The 18,800-nt window shown below is 39.8% G+C and carries 18 protein-coding genes; 14 read left to right on the forward strand and 4 right to left on the reverse strand.

What is annotated here, in order from left to right:
• Positions 1 to 48: 48 nt before the first annotated feature.
• Positions 49 to 624: a hypothetical protein gene (locus tag ACL8WY_RS11155; RefSeq protein ID WP_436514811.1), complete on the reverse strand. Its 576-nt coding sequence runs from the start codon at positions 622 to 624 to the stop codon at positions 49 to 51.
• On the opposite strand from ACL8WY_RS11155, the gene ACL8WY_RS11160 reads away from it, so the two are divergent.
• Genes ACL8WY_RS11160 through uvrA form a run of 3 tightly spaced genes read left to right on the forward strand, consistent with a single transcriptional unit; the run spans position 623 to position 5,112 of the window.
• A complete protein-coding gene (locus tag ACL8WY_RS11160) occupies positions 623 to 1,573 on the forward strand; it encodes a TIGR01777 family oxidoreductase (RefSeq protein WP_436514812.1) in 951 nt (316 codons plus the stop codon). The two genes, ACL8WY_RS11155 and ACL8WY_RS11160, sit on opposite strands and share 2 nt — an antisense overlap.
• Positions 1,551 to 2,282, forward strand: a complete 732-nt coding sequence (locus tag ACL8WY_RS11165; protein ID WP_436514813.1) for a TIGR00730 family Rossman fold protein — start codon at positions 1,551 to 1,553, stop codon at positions 2,280 to 2,282. The genes ACL8WY_RS11160 and ACL8WY_RS11165 overlap by 23 nt, the downstream gene beginning before the upstream one ends.
• 13 nt (positions 2,283 to 2,295) lie before the next feature.
• Positions 2,296 to 5,112 (forward strand): excinuclease ABC subunit UvrA, encoded by a 2,817-nt coding sequence (uvrA, locus tag ACL8WY_RS11170; RefSeq protein ID WP_436514814.1) that lies wholly within the window; start codon positions 2,296 to 2,298, stop codon positions 5,110 to 5,112.
• Here the strand turns inward: uvrA and ACL8WY_RS11175 are convergent.
• On the reverse strand, positions 5,105 to 5,410 hold the full coding sequence (locus ACL8WY_RS11175) for a hypothetical protein (RefSeq protein ID WP_436514815.1): 306 nt from the start codon (positions 5,408 to 5,410) through the stop codon (positions 5,105 to 5,107). The genes uvrA and ACL8WY_RS11175 overlap by 8 nt on opposite strands.
• 191 nt (positions 5,411 to 5,601) lie before the next feature.
• Between ACL8WY_RS11175 and ACL8WY_RS11180 the strand changes: the two genes are divergently transcribed.
• Together ACL8WY_RS11180 and ACL8WY_RS11185 are read left to right on the forward strand one after the other, a co-directional pair.
• On the forward strand, positions 5,602 to 6,648 hold the full coding sequence (locus ACL8WY_RS11180) for a sensor histidine kinase (protein ID WP_436514816.1): 1,047 nt from the start codon (positions 5,602 to 5,604) through the stop codon (positions 6,646 to 6,648).
• A 10-nt stretch (positions 6,649 to 6,658) separates the two neighbouring features.
• Positions 6,659 to 7,369 carry a LytR/AlgR family response regulator transcription factor gene (locus ACL8WY_RS11185; RefSeq protein WP_436514817.1) on the forward strand — a complete coding sequence of 237 codons (711 nt, stop codon included), beginning with the start codon at positions 6,659 to 6,661 and terminating at the stop codon, positions 7,367 to 7,369.
• Here the strand turns inward: ACL8WY_RS11185 and ACL8WY_RS11190 are convergent.
• The gene (locus tag ACL8WY_RS11190) at positions 7,366 to 7,731 is read right to left on the reverse strand and encodes a hypothetical protein (protein WP_436514818.1); all 366 of its coding nucleotides are present in this window, start codon (positions 7,729 to 7,731) and stop codon (positions 7,366 to 7,368) included. The two genes, ACL8WY_RS11185 and ACL8WY_RS11190, sit on opposite strands and share 4 nt — an antisense overlap.
• A 101-nt stretch (positions 7,732 to 7,832) precedes the next feature.
• Positions 7,833 to 8,960, reverse strand: a complete 1,128-nt coding sequence (gene hemW / locus ACL8WY_RS11195) for a radical SAM family heme chaperone HemW (RefSeq protein WP_436514819.1) — start codon at positions 8,958 to 8,960, stop codon at positions 7,833 to 7,835.
• Between the two features lie 26 nt (positions 8,961 to 8,986).
• On the opposite strand from hemW, the gene ACL8WY_RS11200 reads away from it, so the two are divergent.
• The 9 genes from ACL8WY_RS11200 to ACL8WY_RS11240 all read left to right on the forward strand — a co-directional run bounded on the left by ACL8WY_RS11200 (position 8,987) and on the right by ACL8WY_RS11240 (position 18,779).
• Complete coding sequence (locus ACL8WY_RS11200) at positions 8,987 to 10,600, forward strand: hypothetical protein (RefSeq protein ID WP_436514820.1); 1,614 nt, start codon at positions 8,987 to 8,989, stop codon at positions 10,598 to 10,600.
• Position 10,601: 1 nt separating this feature from the next.
• Positions 10,602 to 11,684, forward strand: coding sequence for a DUF4271 domain-containing protein (locus tag ACL8WY_RS11205; RefSeq protein WP_436514821.1), 1,083 nt, complete (start codon positions 10,602 to 10,604; stop codon positions 11,682 to 11,684).
• A gap of 21 nt (positions 11,685 to 11,705) precedes the next feature.
• Positions 11,706 to 12,500 (forward strand): uroporphyrinogen-III synthase, encoded by a 795-nt coding sequence (locus tag ACL8WY_RS11210; protein ID WP_436514822.1) that lies wholly within the window; start codon positions 11,706 to 11,708, stop codon positions 12,498 to 12,500.
• Between the two features lie 110 nt (positions 12,501 to 12,610).
• Positions 12,611 to 13,579, forward strand: a complete 969-nt coding sequence (locus ACL8WY_RS11215; protein ID WP_436514823.1) for a PorP/SprF family type IX secretion system membrane protein — start codon at positions 12,611 to 12,613, stop codon at positions 13,577 to 13,579.
• A gap of 145 nt (positions 13,580 to 13,724) precedes the next feature.
• Positions 13,725 to 14,759 carry an SUMF1/EgtB/PvdO family nonheme iron enzyme gene (locus ACL8WY_RS11220; RefSeq protein ID WP_436518057.1) on the forward strand — a complete coding sequence of 345 codons (1,035 nt, stop codon included), beginning with the start codon at positions 13,725 to 13,727 and terminating at the stop codon, positions 14,757 to 14,759.
• Between the two features lie 42 nt (positions 14,760 to 14,801).
• Positions 14,802 to 15,617 (forward strand): gliding motility protein GldL, encoded by an 816-nt coding sequence (gene gldL / locus ACL8WY_RS11225; protein WP_436514824.1) that lies wholly within the window; start codon positions 14,802 to 14,804, stop codon positions 15,615 to 15,617.
• 25 nt (positions 15,618 to 15,642) lie between these two features.
• Positions 15,643 to 17,274 carry a gliding motility protein GldM gene (gene gldM, locus ACL8WY_RS11230; RefSeq protein WP_436514825.1) on the forward strand — a complete coding sequence of 544 codons (1,632 nt, stop codon included), beginning with the start codon at positions 15,643 to 15,645 and terminating at the stop codon, positions 17,272 to 17,274.
• A 22-nt stretch (positions 17,275 to 17,296) separates the two neighbouring features.
• Entirely contained in the window at positions 17,297 to 18,157 is an 861-nt protein-coding gene (gene gldN / locus ACL8WY_RS11235) for a gliding motility protein GldN (protein WP_436514826.1), read from the forward strand.
• Positions 18,158 to 18,194: 37 nt separating this feature from the next.
• Entirely contained in the window at positions 18,195 to 18,779 is a 585-nt protein-coding gene (locus tag ACL8WY_RS11240) for an FISUMP domain-containing protein (protein ID WP_436514827.1), read from the forward strand.
• Positions 18,780 to 18,800 lie beyond the last annotated feature (21 nt).

The following is an 18,800-nucleotide window of genomic DNA, read 5'->3' on the forward strand; positions in this document are numbered from 1 at the left end:
TTATCTGTTAAGTTAAAAATAAGCCTCGAGAGAGGCTTATTTTTTGCTTTAACCTTTCTCAATCTTCTTAATTTTCTCTTTCAGCCGCTGATTTTCTTTTTCTAAATCTGTGATCTGTTTTAGCAACTCCTGTTGTTTACTCTCCAATACGGCATCTCGATATTCGCTACTCAGCTTTTCGGACTTTGCTTGATTTGTTTCTATCTGTTCCAACAAATCATTGATGTAAAACTTCTTCTTAAAATCTAAAATCATGGTCAAAGCCTGATCCTTGTAAGTCTTATTCTCCAGACCCAGGAAAAACTCAGTTCCACCTTGCCCGTCTGTAGTTTGAGTAAAGATTTCCAGATCCACATTTCCATCCGTTCGCTCCGAAGGAATGGTCACCTTGTAGTAAGTCTTCATGTTCAGCGGACTGCCAAATTCCCTGGCAAACTTCCACCACCCCTTTCTCACATCTTCACGTGCAAAATCAAAACTTGTAGTATAACCCGTTAAAGCCTTACCTTCCAGATTCAATTGAGATGAAGAAGCTTTAGAAGAATGCTTTTTTTGAGCGAAAGTCAATGTGAACACGAACAAAAGAACGTATCCAAGAGTATGTTTATAAACGAAATTTCTCATGTCTTCAACAAATCTAAATCACACAATCAAAACGGTACTTATCACAGGCGGAACTGGTCTCGTCGGACGAGAACTTAGTCAGCGACTTACGTCCAATGGATATAAGGTAACACACCTGTCAAGAAACCCAACGCAAAAACACTACCAGACATTCTACTGGGATATCAAAAAAGGTGAAATAGACGATGAAGCCATTAGATCAGCCGATGCAATTATCCACCTGGCAGGAGCAGGCGTATCAGATAAAAGATGGACAGAAGACTGGAAAAAAGAGATATACAACAGTCGAATTGACTCTACCAGACTATTGAAAAATAAAGTAGCAGAACTCAATCCCGGATTGAAACACTTTATTTCTGCCTCCGCAATTGGTTACTATGGCTGGGATTCAGGGGAGAAGCTCGTAGATGAATCTTCACCAAAAGGCACCGGATTTTTAGCTGATGTAGTTGAGGATTGGGAAAATGAGGTAGATAAATTCAGTGAATTGAAAATCAAAGTTTCCAAAGTCAGAATAGGAATAGTGCTTAGTGAAAAAGGAGGTGCGTTGGTAGAACTGATGAAACCCATCAAATACGGGGTAGGTGCTCCGCTTGCAAGTGGGGATCAATATATGAGCTGGATTCATATTCAGGATTTGTGTGGAATATTTAGTCATACCCTGGAAAATTCCAATGAAGGCACCTTTAATGGAGTGGCACCAAACCCGCATACCAACAAAGAATTCACCAAACAAGTAGCATCTGTATTGAAAAAGCCACTTTGGCTGCCGAATGTTCCTAAATTTGCGCTCCGATTAATAGTTGGGGAGATGGCAGATATATTGGTAGGAGGCAATCGAGTGGCCAGCAAAAAAGTAGAAGACACGGGATTTAATTTTCAGTTTGCAACGTTAGACGAGGCGCTGCAAGATTTACTACACTACAATGGAAGAAAAGAAAAAAATTAGTAAGGAAGAGGAGGCTCGTATTCTAGAAGCCTTCAAGGAGAAAAATTGGAATGAAATCAAGAGTGCAGACTCTTGGGTGATTTTCAAAGTGATGGGTGAGTTTGTTCAGGGGTTTGAGAAGATGGCGAAGATTGGACCTTGTGTTTCGATCTTTGGATCGGCTCGTACGCAACCTGACAACAAATACTATAAGGTGGCTGAAGAAATCGCAGCTAAAGTAGTGCGTCACGGTTATGGAGTAATCACAGGTGGTGGGCCCGGTATCATGGAAGCAGGTAATAAAGGAGCGAATGCCCAAGGAGGTAAATCCGTGGGACTAAATATTGACTTACCATTTGAGCAAAACAACAACATCTACATAGACATAGATAAAAGCATAGACTTTGACTACTTCTTTGTTCGCAAAGTGATGTTTGTAAAATACTCGCAGGGATTCATTGTCCTTCCCGGAGGATTTGGAACAATGGATGAACTTTTTGAAGCTTTGACACTAATTCAAACAAAGAAAATCGGTCGCTTTCCTATCGTTTTAGTCGGACGGGAGTACTGGACCGGGATGGTCGATTGGTTGAAGAAAGTGATGCTTGAGATGGAAGGAAACATTAGCCCTGCTGACCTTGACCTTTTCAATGTGGTAGACACTGCGACAGAAGCCGTGGAAGTGATTGATGACTTCTACAGCAAATACAACTTGAGCCCTAACTTCTAACATAAAGCAAGCATTGAAGAAGAGAGAGGAAGTCATTGAGATCATAGGTGCGCGCGAGCACAACCTGAAGAACATTGATTTGACATTGCCACGCAATAAGCTGATTGTAATAACAGGCATCAGTGGCAGTGGTAAATCTTCATTAGCATTCGATACCATTTATGCGGAAGGCCAACGGCGATACATGGAAAGCTTCAGTGCCTATGCAAGAGCATTTATTGGTGACATGGAACGCCCGGATGTCGATAAGATCGATGGATTAAGTCCGGTTATTTCCATCGAGCAGAAAACGACCTCCAGAAATCCCCGATCTACAGTTGGTACAGTCACTGAAATTTATGACTTCTTCCGACTACTTTATGCAAGAGCCGGTGAGGCATTCTCATACCTATCTGGTAACAAAATGACTCGCCAGTCAGAGGATCAAATCATAGACATGATTCTAAAAAACTTTGAGGGCCAAAAACTCATATTGCTAGCTCCGGTCGTTAAAGGAAGAAAGGGCCACTATCGAGAACTTTTTGTGCAAATACGCAAACTAGGATTCACAAAAGTCAGAGTGGATGGTGAAGTGCAGGATTTGGTTCCAAAGATGCAGGTCGATAGATACAAAACACATGATATTGAAATAGTCACCGACAGAATCAAAGTTTCTGACAAAGACAGAAAGCGCGTGCGAGATTCGGTAAACACTTCACTGAGACATGGTGATGGAGTAATGATGATTCAGAAAGAGGATGGAGAAACCGCTCACTTCTCCAAAAACCTCATGGATCCAGAAACCGGCCTTGCTTACGCTGATCCAGCGCCAAATACTTTTTCATTCAACTCTCCATACGGCGCATGTCCTGAGTGTAATGGATTAGGAATCATCGAGGAGATTTCTAAAGAATCAGTCATTCCAGACGAGTCGCTAAGTATAAGTAGAGGAGGCATTGCTCCACTGGGAGAATATCGGGATATCTGGATTTTTAAAAAGATTGAAGCCATCCTGAAAAGGAATAAAGTCAACCTTTCTACTCCTATCGGGAAGATTCCAAAAGATATTATAAGTGTATTGCTCTATGGCGACAGTGTGCCAGTAGCGGTGAGCTCGGTGAAGTATCCAGGCACAGACTGGCATACGAAATTTGAGGGAATCATCAACTTTCTGGAAAAACAGAAAGATGGTGGATCAGAGAAAATTCAGACTTGGGTCAAAGAGTTTACAGATACCAGAACTTGCCCTACCTGCGATGGCTACCGATTGAAGAAAGAAGCTCTGCACTACAAAATCGCAGATAAGCACATCGGGGAGCTGGCAGAAATGGACATTAATTCACTTGGCGAGTGGATTGAAAATGTGGAAGAAAAGTTGAATGAACGTCAACTGCTCATTGCAACAGAAGTTTTGAAGGAATTGAGAAAACGGATTGGCTTTCTGTTGGATGTAGGCCTTGATTATCTCAACCTCAATCGGCCACTAAAAACCCTTTCCGGAGGCGAAGCACAGCGGATTAGGCTGGCCACACAGATTGGAACACAGCTGGTAAATGTGCTTTACATCTTGGACGAGCCCAGTATTGGGTTGCACCAAAGAGATAATGTCAAGTTAATCCAGGCATTGAAAGACTTAAGAGATTTGGGAAATACGGTCATTGTGGTTGAGCATGACAAAGACATGATGTTGGAGTCTGATGAGGTAGTAGATATTGGTCCGGGAGCCGGAAGACACGGAGGCCAGATCGTAGCTAAAGGCTCACCGCAGGAATTTTTAAAACTGGGCAGTTCCACAGCTGACTACCTTAACGGCAAAAGGAAAATCGAAATTCCAGCTAAACGGCGAAGCACAAATGGAAAATGGCTCGAACTTTACGGAGCAACAGGCCATAATCTGAAGAATGTCGACTTGAAATTACCACTTGGCAATCTGATTTTAGTCACCGGAGTTTCAGGGAGTGGAAAATCTACGCTGATTCATGAGACACTTTATCCGCTCATACGAAAGCATCTTTACAAAAGTCGTCAGGAACCTCTACCATTCAAGAAAGTTAAAGGAGTAGATCAATTTGATAAGGTTATCGAGGTAGATCAGTCGCCTATTGGGCGAACTCCAAGATCAAACCCAGCCACTTATACCGGGGTTTTCTCGGAAATCAGAAGCCTGTTTGCGCAGCTTCCTGAAGCTAAAATCCGAGGCTACAAACCTGGCCGCTTTTCTTTCAATGTGAAAGGAGGAAGATGCGAAACATGCGGAGGAGGAGGTATGCGCCTCATCGAGATGGATTTCCTGCCAGATGTGCATGTGCCTTGCGAGACGTGCAAAGGGAAAAGGTATAATAGAGAAACGCTAGAAGTTCGATTCAAAGGCAAGTCGATTTCTGATGTGCTGGACATGACTGTTTCTCAATCGGTAGATTTCTTTGAAAAGCAGCCACGAATTGTACGAAAACTGAAAACCTTAGATGAAGTCGGTTTAGGTTACATTTCACTTGGTCAACATGCTACAACCTTATCAGGAGGTGAAGCTCAGCGAGTTAAGCTTGCGACTGAGTTATCCAAAAAGGACACCGGAAAAACCTTTTACATTTTAGATGAACCAACAACTGGTTTGCATTTTCAGGACATTGAGCATTTGCTTGATGTACTTCAAAAACTGGTAGATAAAGGCAATACCGTGCTCATTATTGAGCACAATATGGATGTAATAAAAGTGGCAGATCACATAATCGATCTAGGTCCGGAGGGAGGTTATGCCGGCGGGCAAATCATTGCCCAGGGCACTCCGGAAGAGATCGCTAAGGTGAAAGAAAGTTATACTGCCAAGTTTCTTAAAACTGAGCTTAATTAATAAAAGCTTCTATATACTCCGAATCTGCGAAGTAGTAATAATCCCCTTGATAATCGAAGGCAAAATCGCTCTCCTCAAGGATCATATTGTCTACAACAGAGATATCATTATTGGCAACTTTAGTCAATGGTATTTCTCGTACCAGAGCGCCTTCATAGTTGTATACTTTAACCATTTTTTCGAAGACGAGTTCAGCGTCTAATTGCATGCTCAATCCTTGATTGGCGCGCATGGAAGCTTCTGCAGATCCAGCTAGTGTGGACACTGCCAATGCCATTAGCAACAGTAGTGATTTCATTTGAGTCTTTTTTAAATTTTGAGTTTAGTCCTGTTCTAGCATACGACGAATAACTGTGTGGGTTTGTTAATTATCATTAATAATGCGGAATGGAAGCGTTAAAGATTTGTTAAAACCACTCATCCACGATTGTTCACTTCTATGAAATTCTACCACCAATTCCCACGGAGCTTGTGTAGATTTAGTCACTAATGACCAAAGGACGAATTTATTGGCTATGTCAAATAGTGGGCTGGGGCTTTTACGGTTTCATCCAAATATTTTTTTATACGATAGCCGAAAGATTCGACTTTATTCAAGCCATCGGTATTCTGTATCAGGTCATTTACTTCATTGGCACAACACATTTTCTGCGAAACATAATCATCCGACTGGAATGGCTCAACCTTCGCTTACCACACCTCATTCCACGGCTGTTATTGGTGACCTTGGCACTTAGTGGATTAAACTATGTCTATCTGCTCATTCTAGACTTTTTTACTGACACAGTATCCGGCAGTGACCTTATGCTGGTCACAGCACTGATCAATACCGTGATTTACTGGATTATTTATTTTATATGGTGCTTGTTCTATTTTGCATTTCACTATGTTCAGCGATATAACAAATCTTTGAAGGCAGAAACAGCCGCCAGAGAAGTGGAACTCAAAAATCTCAAAGCTCAGCTCAACCCCCACTTTATCTTCAACGCCCTTAATAGCATTCGAGCGCTGGTAGACGAAAACCCAAGAAAATCCAAAGAATCAATCACCCAGCTCTCACATATACTTAGGAACTCGCTTATAAGTGATCGGAAAAAACTCATTCCTTTCATGGAAGAATTGAAAACTGTCATGGATTACCTGGCACTTGAATCGATTCGATATGAAGAGCGATTAACTACCAGTTTTGATATTGACAGAAATTCTGGAAAATTCAGCATTCCACCATTAATGATTCAGACACTGGTAGAAAATGGAATTAAGCACGGAATATCTAACTTGAAGCACGGTGGTGAAATAAGTATAACCACGACCGTGCGTAGAAAACAACTTCATCTGGAAATCCGTAATACCGGACAGCTCCATAAAGAGATGAACGTAACCGAAGGATTTGGTCTTGCAAATACCCGGAAACGATTAGAGTTAATATTCGGAGAATTAGCCAAATTTGAAATAAAGAATGAAAACAAAACCACAGTTCTAACCACCATAATCCTGCCTCTAAGAGACGGATCCACCATAGAACTTGATGAATAAACCTATATTGATGAAAGCGATAATAGTAGATGACGAACGATTAGCAAGGAAAGAACTGACTTCACTTCTGGCGAGCCACCCCGAAATAGAGATAGTAGATGAAGCGGCAAATCCTGATGAGGCAATGGAGAAAATTGAAAAACACGATCCGGATGTGGTGTTTTTGGATATTCAGATGCCGGGCAAGACCGGCTTTGAAATGCTTGAAGAAATGGAGCGCGTTCCACAAGTGATTTTCACTACAGCTTACGATGAATTTGCATTGAAGGCGTTCGAATACAATGCATTGGACTATCTGCTTAAACCTATCCAGCCGGAGCGACTAGCCGAGAGCCTAAATAAAGTTTCAATCAAAGCTTCTAAGAAGCCTGCAAAAGATCAGAAGCTTGGCAGCAAAGATCAAGTCTTTGTTAAAGATGGAGACAAATGTTGGTTTGTAAAACTTGAGGATGTTCGACTCTTTGAGTCTGATGGGAATTATATCAAAGTCTATTTTGACAAGTTCAAACCAATGATTCATAAGTCACTTAATGCTTTGGATGAACGACTCGATGATCGCCATTTCTTTCGAGCCAGCCGGAAGCACATTATTAATTTGGGCTGGGTGGAGTCGATAGACACGTGGTTCAATGGAGGTCTTTTGGTACAGCTAAAAGGCGGAGAAAAAATCGAAGTAAGCCGAAGGCAATCGGCTAGATTCCGCGAAATGATGAGTCTTTAGTCTTTCACAACTTCCAGAAATTCTTTCTCTACATGCCAGTCTTTGGATAGGGTAAGAATTGCGGTGGTCTCCATTTCAGTCACATAGCCTTTCTTGTGAGTCTCCTCCCAAACCTCCATGAGATGTTTGATTCGATCAGACGAACTCATCTTTGTAAAGATCTTGGATAGGAATTCTCGCGATCTTTCAAATGCAGATAAGTAATCCTCAGAAATGAAGTTATTCGCCCATTCCATCTCTTCTTTTGCCTGCATTTTATCGGCAGTCTGCTCAAGCATTGCCCGTTCATCATCATCTAATCCATGATAGTGGAAAATCAGCGACTTAAGTAAAAGGAGAGCTTTTTTTGTTGTGGCGTCCATAGCGTCTGCAAAAGTAGGCCTTAACCTGCATTATCCCTAGGGAGATCAGGTGTTGAGATTTATTTTTATGCTATCGGTTTCTCAATACTTCAATTTCTAAGTTACTCCGAAAAAAAAAGCCTAAGGGCAATTTCGTCGGCAACTAGAAATCCCTTTGGCTTTAAACTTAAAAATCCTTCTTTTATTTCAATCAATTCTTGATTGAGGATGTCTTGAATAAACTCGAAATGAAGAGTCTCCAGATTCTCACCGATCGTGTGCTTTACTTCGTTCAAGTTGAGGCCATTAGCTGTTCGTAGCTGAGTTAGTATTTTTTCATTTATTCTCTGAGTCTTGGATAAAACTTCAGTTTCATAGTACAAAGACTCATCACGGATAGCTTTAAGATACTTGGCATTGTTTCGAACATTGAACCTTCTCGATTTACCGTTAAAGGAGTGAGCGCCTGGGCCAGCTCCGAGGTAAGACACACCTGACCAGTAAGCGTTGTTATGTCGGGAAGAAAAGCCTTCTTTTCCAAAATTGGATACCTCGTATTGACGGAAGCCTCGATCTCTTAAGTATTCGATTGCAAATAAGTACTGGTTTGCAGCTTCATCCTCTGGAACTTGTAAGAGTTTGTTTTGTCTCTCCCATTTACCGAAGACAGTCTGTTCTTCTATTGTGAGCCCATACAATGAAATGTGCTCCGGTTGCAAATTCGTAATGGTTTCAAGGTCGGCTTCCCATTGTTTTTTGTTATGATCCGGTATGGCATAGATAAGATCAAGAGAAATGTTTGTGAACCCGGCTGCTCTAGCGTTTTCAAAAGCTCGGATTGACTCTTCAGAATTATGAGCCCGATTCATCCATTCAAGTTTGGATTCAGCAAAAGTTTGAACACCAATACTTAAGCGATTGACCCCCAGATCAAAGAGACCCTTAGCTTTGGATGCTGAAAGATCTTCTGGGTTAGCTTCAAGTGTGATTTCTGCATGGTTGCCAACTTCATAATGACTTCTGATCGCTTCCAACAAATACTTGATTTCGTCAAGAATTAATAATGAAGGTGTTCCGCCTCCAAAATAAATAGTACTGATACTGTCAGTTAAATAAGACTTGCGGGCAGCAATTTCCTTTGCAATTGCATTCACCATTTCGTTTTGTGTTTTCAGATTCGTGCTGAAGTGAAAATCACAATAGTGACATGCTTGTCTACAAAAAGGAATGTGTATATAAATACCTGCCATTATTTGAAGCTAAATTGCAAAGACCGATGCAAAGAATCCTGATTCCATTGTTTTTTGTGCTCGCCCTTCACGCCAATGCGCAGATTTCTTGTCAATTGTATGTTGATAGTGAAGAGTTTGATAAGATCGAGTTTGACGATACTACGAAATTAATTAATCATGTAAATGAGAAACTGATTGACTGGATTGATGCTGGATATTATTTCTCCGGATTGGACTCTGTAAAAACAGATTTATCGATCGTTTCAATTTTTTTACATAGAGGAAAAAAAATGAAGACAAAGTCATCCTCTTTTAGAGGCACAAGACTTCATGCACATTTGAAGCGTCAACTGAAAGAGTACGCAAATTCAGGCTACCCATTCGCTACCATCCGATTCGATTCGGCTTCCTTGTCACAAAAAACCATGACCGGAAACTTAGTCGTTGAGACCGGACCCGAGATCAACTATGATTCAGCATATTTTTTCACTGACTTAAAAACAAATCACTCTTACATCTATCAGTTGCTAGACGTTGTGCCGGAAGAGCCATACAGTGAGAGAGGCTACCGTTTGATTTCTCGCAAAATAGAGAGATCATCATTCCTAAGCTTGCAACGTTCCACTGATCTTGCATTCAAAGACAACAAAGCCAAAACTTTCTTAGATATTAAAGAAGATGCCTCTAGTTCTTTCCAGGGCGTAATAGGATTACAACAAGTACAGAATGGTAAAACCACAGCGGTCGGCGCCCTGGAATTAGACATTCAAAATCTATTCCGCTCTGGTAAGCAATTCAAATTTGCATGGGAAAAGTACGCAAAGCAATCTCAAAACTTGAGCATGTTTTACAAGCATCCATTTATCCTGGATTCCAAAATTTCTCCTTCCTTCAATTTTGAACTTTTAAAACAAGACACAACCTTTCTGAGCAGAAAAACATCTGTAGGAATCCATACCTTCGTTGCTCCAAGAGTTGAAATATTGTTGGAATATGAATCAACCAATGGAACTCTATTGTCCACAAGTTTGGAAGCTTTAAGAAGCTCAGGCTTAGCAGATTTTAAGCGAAAAATTTACGGAGTACAATTATCGAAAGGTCATCTATCAGCTCTTGGTGAAAGAAAGAGCGCAGTAGTTTGGGATCTGTCTTTTTCGGCAGGAAAAAAAACAATCTCACGAAATCTAAGCATTCCAGATAATTACTACGACTCGATTCAGACAGAGTCAAACTTTTATCGACTTCAAGCTTCTTTGGCTTACCAATTAAAAATATCAAAAAGGCAATCTTTTTTTCATCACATCAAAAATGGCACCTTGCAAAATGACGAATTACTTCAAAACGAACTCTATAGGATTGGAGGGCTTAGTTCCCTGAGAGGCTTCAATGAAAAAGATTTTTTTGTAAAAAGCTACCTGCTGAGCAGGGTAGAGTTCAGATCTTTTTTCGAAGATAGAAGTTATGCATATGTATTCTATGACTATCTTTTTTTTAGTAATGGATCACAGTCAGACCAACCCTTTGGTTTAGGTTTGGGGTTTGCACTTGCTACTTCAGCAGGACAATTTAGTTTTGCACTCGCAGTGGGTAGATCAGATGCCCAGCAGATATCTTTTTCAAATATGAAAGCGCACTTCGGATATATTTCCAGATTCTAAAATGAGACAACTTACTTTCATAATTGGCTTTTGTTGTTTTCTGGGAGCAGTTGGTCAGCAAGACACAATAGTTGTTACAGACTATACCAAAATAATGGTAGGGACAGATCAGAAGGGAGAAGTATTTCCTGTAACATCATTAGATGAAATAAAGCAGGCTGGATTTTTTATTAATGGCGTACCGAATGGAATAATGCGGATTTGTTCATCCGAAGATTTATTTATTTGGATTAACGGAAAATTAATAGATGTCATAGATGACTGTAATTTTTATGCTCCTCAGACATTTTTTCAATTTGCAGAGTCAGATACCATTTATGTTTCATTCAGCACAAAAAACTCGCTGGCTGAATTAAAATGTGAGCTGGTAATTTTTGAAGATCTTTTGGTTATACGAGATCAGGTTTCTCATCCAAGAGAAGTAAGAGATACATTTAATGAATTTGTCATAATTGCATTACTATTACTACTTTCTTTTTTAGGTGTAATTGTATCAACATTTCCATCTCGAGTTTCCTATTTGGTGGAAAAATCGTTCACCCTGAAGGCCAGCGCTTATGAATTTGTGAATACTAGCTTTTTCACAGGAGCAAGCATATATGTATTAATCTTCTATTCTTTAGCACTTGCTTTCACCGGAGTATATTTAGACTCACTCCTTTCCTACGGATTGTTTGAAAAGCCAGAATCACTTACCGGCTTTTTTATTAGCTGGATTCAAATAGCCAGCATAATTTTTCTTTTGTTTCACCTTAAGTGGCTAGTTATATCTGTAGTAGCCGGCTTGTTTCGATTTCGCGATTTAAAGAATTATCAACTTTTTGACTTTCTCAATTTCAATTTAGTTCTTCTGATTCCTTTCCTGCTTTTTTTGGTTCTCGATTTTATTTTGAATGACTCGTCACAGTCTTGGATAACACAAGGCTACATGATACTATTTCCAATCATGCTGATTCTGTTCGTATTATGGTTCACATTGAAATTTGTTAATAATTCACCACGTAAAAAACTTAGTATTATTTCCTACCTTTGTGCCACGGAAATCATACCTGTCATTATTTTGCTAGGTTGGTTCTTCAAATAATCACAAAAAGTAGAAACTTACATGAGTGCGACTGATGATCTATTAGTAACGGATAAAGAGCGTTTGAAAAATGTAAAGAGTGTTTTAGTATCTCAACCTGAACCTTCTGATCCGAATTCACCGTATCATAAATTAGCGGAAAAGTACAATTTGAAAATTGACTTTCGCAAATTTATTGAAATCGATCCTGTAGATATTAAAGAGTTCAGAAAACAAAAAGTGAACATCCTTGATCACTCGGCAGTAATTTTTACAAGTAGAAATGCAGTTGACCATTTCTTCAGACTCGCAACCGAAAGCAAGATTGAAATTCCGACCGATATGAAGTATTTCTGCATTTCGGAAACTACTGCCAATTACCTACAGAAATATATTGTAATTCGTAAGAGAAAAATATTTACTGGTGAGCGAACTGCTCAGGACCTATTAAATGTCATTAAGAAACACAAAAACGAGAAGTATATTTTTCCATGTTCTGATATCAGAACTGATCATATTCCAGATTTTCTGAATGAGAATGGATATGAGTGGTCGGAGGCAACAATATACAGGACTGTAGCTGCGGACCTTTCTGATTTGGATGATGTTACTTATGATATCATAGCTTTTTTCAGCCCCTCTGGAATTGAATCATTGTTTCAGAACTTCCCAGAGTTTAAGCAGAATAATACAAGAATTGCAGCTTTTGGCCCAACTACTTCAAAGGCGGTGAAAGATGCTGATCTGATATTAGACATTCAGGCACCACTTCCAAATGCACCTTCAATGACCGGTGCAATCGAAGTTTACGTAAAAGAAGCTAATAACATTTCTTAGAAATAAGGGTATATAGATTGTAAGAGTTATACTTACAAGTAAATGATCAATGCATTTTCAATGAAATGCATGGAATTCATAATTAGGCTCGTATTAAAAGAAAATTAAATATGAAACGTAGCGTCAAGATTTCATTCTCTGCGCTTATGATTTTCATTTCCTATTTTGGATTTGGACAAAATGATTTCTTTTTCAATCATTATATGTTCAATCCATCATACTACAATCCGGCATGGGTGGGGACAGAAGATCAAGCTTTTGCAGCTGCCCATCATAGAAGTCAATGGGCAGGATACAATGCTACAGTTGATCCAGGAGGAGCTCCAACTACTCAATTGATCTCTTTGGTCGTTCCTGTAAAAACTACATTTTCTGGATTTGGATTGTCAGTTTCTAATGACAAGACAGGGCCACTTAGCGTAATACAGGCAAGGATTTCTATTTCAGCCAAAAAAGAATTTGCATTCGGTAATATATCATTTGGAATCATGCCATCAATAAATGCAAACTCAATTAATACTGATTATTTGAGATTTGTAGATCAAGATGATCAAATCATTCGCACACTGATTGAGCAGGGGGGTGGGTCACAACTTAAACCAAACTTACATGCCGGACTATATTTCCAGTCTCGGAAAGATTATTTTATTGGTGCCTCGGTAGAAAATATTTTGCAACCCACATTTGATTTTGGCAGCCTTGCAAGAAATCAAACCTCACTCAATTATATATTAATGGGAGGGACCTCAGTTGGTTTGATGAGGGGGTTAGTGCTGAATCCTACAGTAATGGTTCGGTCAGATTTAAATACCTATACATATGATATTAGTGCCGTAGCGGTGTATCAGGAACGAATGTGGGGAGGCCTGGCCTTCAGAAGAGCTGAATCACTAAGTATCCTGTTGGGATATTCTTTTTTAGAAGACAACAAGTTAAAGGCAGGTTATTCGTTTGACTATGTGATAAAGGATAAAGATGCTAAACAACCAACCTCTCATGAGGTCTTCATTCGCTATGATTTACCTGAATTAGTCTTCGGTGGAAGGAAAGCTGTGAAAACCCCTAGGTTCACATTTTAGTCAGATAAGTAATTGCCTTCATCCAAAATTGGAAGCAAAACTTGTCCCGTATCGATTTATGATTATATATTTAGGCAGAATATCGTGCAATAATTCTTGCTAAAGTTTGTTTATTTTACATACTTGCATGATCAATAAAGGTGTTATGAATAAAATGCGTGTTTTTACAATCTCAAATTGTATTGTCCTTTGCTGTGCCATAATTCTTTCAGGATGTGGACTTTTTGGCGGAGATCAAGGAGACAAAGGGGAGCTAATTGGAGCTCCTGATAGACTAGGATGGGAAATGACCAGGCCATATGGAATGGTTTCAGTGCCATCTGGGACTTTTCACATGGGGCAGGCGGATGAAGATGTCGCCGCCACTCAAATAAATTTTAATAAACAAGTGACCATCGGGGCATTCTTTATGGATGATACAGAAATCACCAATAATGAATACCGACAGTTTACACAAAATTTGCAGGAAAGTTCAGAGATTGATTTGCCTACTGGCTTTTCAATAGCTGACCTGATGCCTGACACAACTGTGTGGACTAGAGACTACACACACCATATGGGTGATCCTTTAGTGGTGTATTACTGGTCGCATCCTGCATTTGATGATTATCCAGTTGTCGGAGTGGATTGGAAATCGGCTAAATATTTCTCCGAATGGAGAACCCAATATTTGAATGATTACCGATCTAGCGTTGGTCTTCCGGTTATGCCTAACTTCAGACTTCCCTCAGAAGCGGAGTGGGAATATGCTTCTCGTGGAGGAAGAGATATGGCGAAGTACCCTTGGGGTAATCCTTATATAAGGAACGCTAAAGGTTGTCTTCTTGCAAATTTCAAACCTGGAAGAGGTAACTATTTTGATGATGGTTATGCGTATACATCTCCAATAGGAACATATTTCGCTAATGAATATGGTCTGTATGATATGGCTGGAAATGTTGCTGAATGGTGCGAGGATGCATATAATCCGTCTGCAATGCCACTTACTTGGGATTTGAACCCAACATATTTTGATGACAACATTCCCTATAAAGTAATCAGAGGAGGTTCTTGGAAAGATATAGCCTATTATTTGGAAACTGGAACTCGATCTTTCGAGCATCAGGATACAACAAGAGCTTCGATAGGATTTAGATGTGCTATGACTTATCTTGGCCGATCGTCAGGATATGAATTTTAATAAAACAATAACGAATAAATTACTAACCTAAATATTATTACAATGAGCAAAAAAGGCGGATTTCAGGAGCTTCTCTATTCCACTATAATGCCTAAAATTTATGGAATAGGAGCTGCAGTTGTAATCGTGGGAGCGATGTTTAAGATTCTTCACATGCCTGGTGCGGCCCTCATGCTTGGGGTTGGTCTCACCACAGAGGCAGTTATTTTCTTTCTAAGTGCATTCGAACCGAAGCACGCTGAGCCAGATTGGGCAAAAGTTTACCCAGAACTAGCTGATGATTATGATGGTCCTTCTGCGGCTCCAAGGAAAGCTGTTCCTCAAGCTACAGGAGCTTCTGCGCAAATGGATAAAATGTTAGCGGATGCTAAAGTTGGGCCTGAGCTAATTAAGAGCCTTGGTGATGGAATGAGAAGTATGGCCTCTTCTGCTAAAAACATGGCTAATCTTAGCGATGCAGCTTCTGCGACTAATGACTATGCTAAAAATGTCAAGTCGGCTTCTAATTCATTAACTGAAATGAATAAATCTTATGCCTCAGCAATGGAAGCTATGTCAGGAATGGCTGATGCAACAAAAGACACTAAGGAATATCATAGTCAGGTTCAGAACGTAACTAAGAGCCTAGGTGCTTTGAATGCTGTATATGAAATGGAACTGAAGGATGCTCAGAGCCATACCAAAGCATTAAATAAATTTTACTCCAACATTAGTGGTGCACTTGAAAGTATGGCTGATGCAGGAAAAGAAACTTCTGCGTTTCAGGCTGAACTTAACAAGCTCACTTCGAACATTTCTGCTCTTAATAAAGTATACGGTAATATGCTTACCGCAATGAGAGGTAGTAGTCAACAATAAACTAAACCCTTAAAACAAATCAATTATGGCAGGAGGAAAAGAAACACCACGGCAGAAAATGATCGGGATGATGTATTTGGTGCTTACTGCATTGTTAGCACTTAATGTTAGCTCCACAGTTTTAGACAAATTCGCCTTTATAAATGAAAGCTTGGAGCGAGCTAATTCTGAAACATCAGAACGAAATGTCCGGACAATTAAAGGGATGGAACAAGCTGTCAAGGATAAGGGTGACCGACCTGATGACAAAAAAGTAGTCGCGGATGCGGAAGCGCTACGAGCTGAGACGGAAAGAGTCCTTGCTGAAATGAAAGGTTATAAGGAGACGTTCATTGAAATCACTGGAGGATACGAAAATCCTGAAAAGAAAGACGCAAGATTTATCATTGGTAAGACAGACTACGATAAGGTTGGTCACTACATGATGCCAGCTCCTGAAGGTGGTGAAGGTCACGGAACAGCTATGAAGGAATTGCTTAATGGATATGCTGATTACGTAAAAGAAGTGTTGAAGAAGAATGGAGCTGATGAAAAAGCTTTACGCCTCTATCATAAATTAGCAAAAGATGCAGATGAGGATGAATATTATAGTCAAGATGAGAATCAGAAAGGTAAGAAGTGGTCGCAATTAGCATTTGAAGGTTCACCAACACATGCAGCGCTTGCTACAGTTAGTGAATTTCAAGCAAATATACTTGGTTTTGAAACTGCAGCACTTGATTTCCTAGTAAAGAGAGTTGGATTAAAGGATTTGACTTTTGATGACATTAGACCTGTGGTAATGCCTGAATCTCAGTATGTTGCTGCTGGCACGAAATACAAAGCTGATATGTTTATTGCAGCTTCTGCTTCCGGTTTGAATGACAAAATGATCATGAGGTATAATGGCGAAGAAGCCCCTGTCGTTGGTGGTGTCGGTAAAGTTGAATTTACCGCAACGCCTGGAAACTATGATAAAAATGGAAACGCTAAGAAGCAAATAGTTGCAGAGATCACTGTGCCACAAGGAGGAGGAACGGATACAACATTTACTGACACGATAGACTACTATGTTGTTAGACCTGTAATACAGATTCAATCGCAATCAGTTAATGCACTATACTATAACTGTGGAAATAAACTAGATGTTCAAGTTCCGGCGTTAGGTACAGCCTATAATCCTTCCTTTTCTGCTAAGGGCGGGGATGCAATTAAAGGCTCTCAAACTGGCCAGGTTACCGTAGTTCCCAGGCAGCAAAAAGTAACGTTGACAGTTTCCTCAAACGGAAATGTAATTGGGTCGAGAGAGTTTGGTGTTAGAGGTATTCCTGCTCCGGATATCAAGGTCTTCACTAGTGCAGGAGAAATAAATATGAAAGAAGGAATCCCAGCTCAAACACCTGAGTTGTTCTTGCGAGCGATCCCAGACGAAAGTTTTGCTTCTTTCTTACCAGACGATGCTAAGTTCAGAATTGCTGAGGCTGAAATCACATTAGTGAGTGGTGGTCTTGGTCGTGGAACGGTACGAGCTGGTGAAAAAGTGAATTTGCGCGGGATGAGAGGTAGAAAAGGAGATCAAATCGTTATTGAAATAAAGAAAGTTCAGAGACAGAACTTCAGAAAGCAAGTTGAGGACTTTAAAAAGTTCCAGCGCTTTATCAACATATCGTTGAAATAAACTTGTCAGATAAAAGAGTGTTATGAAAAAATTAGGTTATGTAATTGTATTTGCTCTGGCTGTTTCCTTTGGATACGCACAAGAAGAGCTTGCTCCTTTGGTTAAGCCTGAGGTGGAAGAGGCTCAAGTGATGTTCAAAAAGACAGTTTGGAGACGCATGGATATGGAAGAAAAGCAAAACAGGCCTTTCTTCTCATTGAACGGTGAAGTTTCTCGTTTACTTATTGAAGCAGTTGACGAGGGCTTACTGACACCATATAGATCTGATTCATGTATTAATTTCATGCCGGATATCATTTTCGTATCGAATGTTTCGGTTGAAAGGGAGCAAAACCCATTTGTGGGCGGAGGTTTTAATTCAGGAGGTTTTGACTCCTTTGGTGATGACTCCAGTGCGGATGCTGCCACAGAAGAGCAAACAGATGAAACAAGACAAGAAGCGATTCCAGAGAATTTATTTTCAGTTCTCTATCTAAAAGAGGATGTCATTTTCGATCGAAATAGATCAAGAATGTATAACTATATTAGATCAGTGAGCATTGCTTTGCCAAGAGATGCAGGATCTCTTTATAATCCGGCAGGATTTGAAAGAAAAGTTGCACATTTTAGATATGATGATGTTGTTGCTTTATTTAGAGGACCTTATGCCGATAGAGCTAAATATTATAATAGACAAAACTCTGGAAAGCACATGAATATGAGTGATGCTTTTGAATTGAGATTATTCAATGCCCCAATCGTTAAGATTTCTAATCCTCAGGATTTGGATATCCGACAGTTATATTCCGACGAGATGGCTGAAGATCCTATGAGCGTAATTGTGATCCAGCAGAAATATGAGTATGATTTAATGGAGTATGAATCAGAACTTTGGGAATATTAATTTTTATGATTTGAAACCTAACCTAATCCACCGTACGATGAATATTAGAAATTTACTCTCCTCGTTAATGCTTATGATTTGCATTGTTACAACGGCGCAAGAATTTGGAGAGTTAACTGACCCTCGAGATGGAAAGACTTATAAAATAGTTACAATAGATATTGAGCTCGAAGGCGGTGTAAGTGTTAAGAGAACTTGGATGGCTCAAAACTTAGCATATGAAGTTCCAGATTCATTTTGTTACAAAAATGAAGGAGCGTATTGTGAGGCTTTTGGGAGACTTTATACCTTTCAAGCTGCTAAAGCAGCTTGTCCTGATGGATGGCATGTCCCAACCATTGCTGAATGGAGATTGCTATTCCAAACATTTGGAGGTATTCATAACGCAGGCATCGCTTTACAAAAAGGAGGGGAAAGTGGAGTTGATTTATCTCTAGGAGGTTTTGGTGATCCTGGGCGCGTCTTTAAGAATATTGGAATAAGTGGAAATTACTGGGATGCTGAAAAAAAATCTGACAATACATCAGGATTAATATCAGTTCAAAAAGGATCCAAAGAAATCTTCCACAGCGTAATCGGTGATTGGCATAGAAACAGTTGCCGATGTGTAAAAGACAATTAAAATACCAATAGAAAAAAATGA

This window comes from Ekhidna algicida (assembly GCF_051379705.1).
Taxonomy (GTDB): Bacteria; Bacteroidota; Bacteroidia; order Cytophagales; family Cyclobacteriaceae; genus Ekhidna.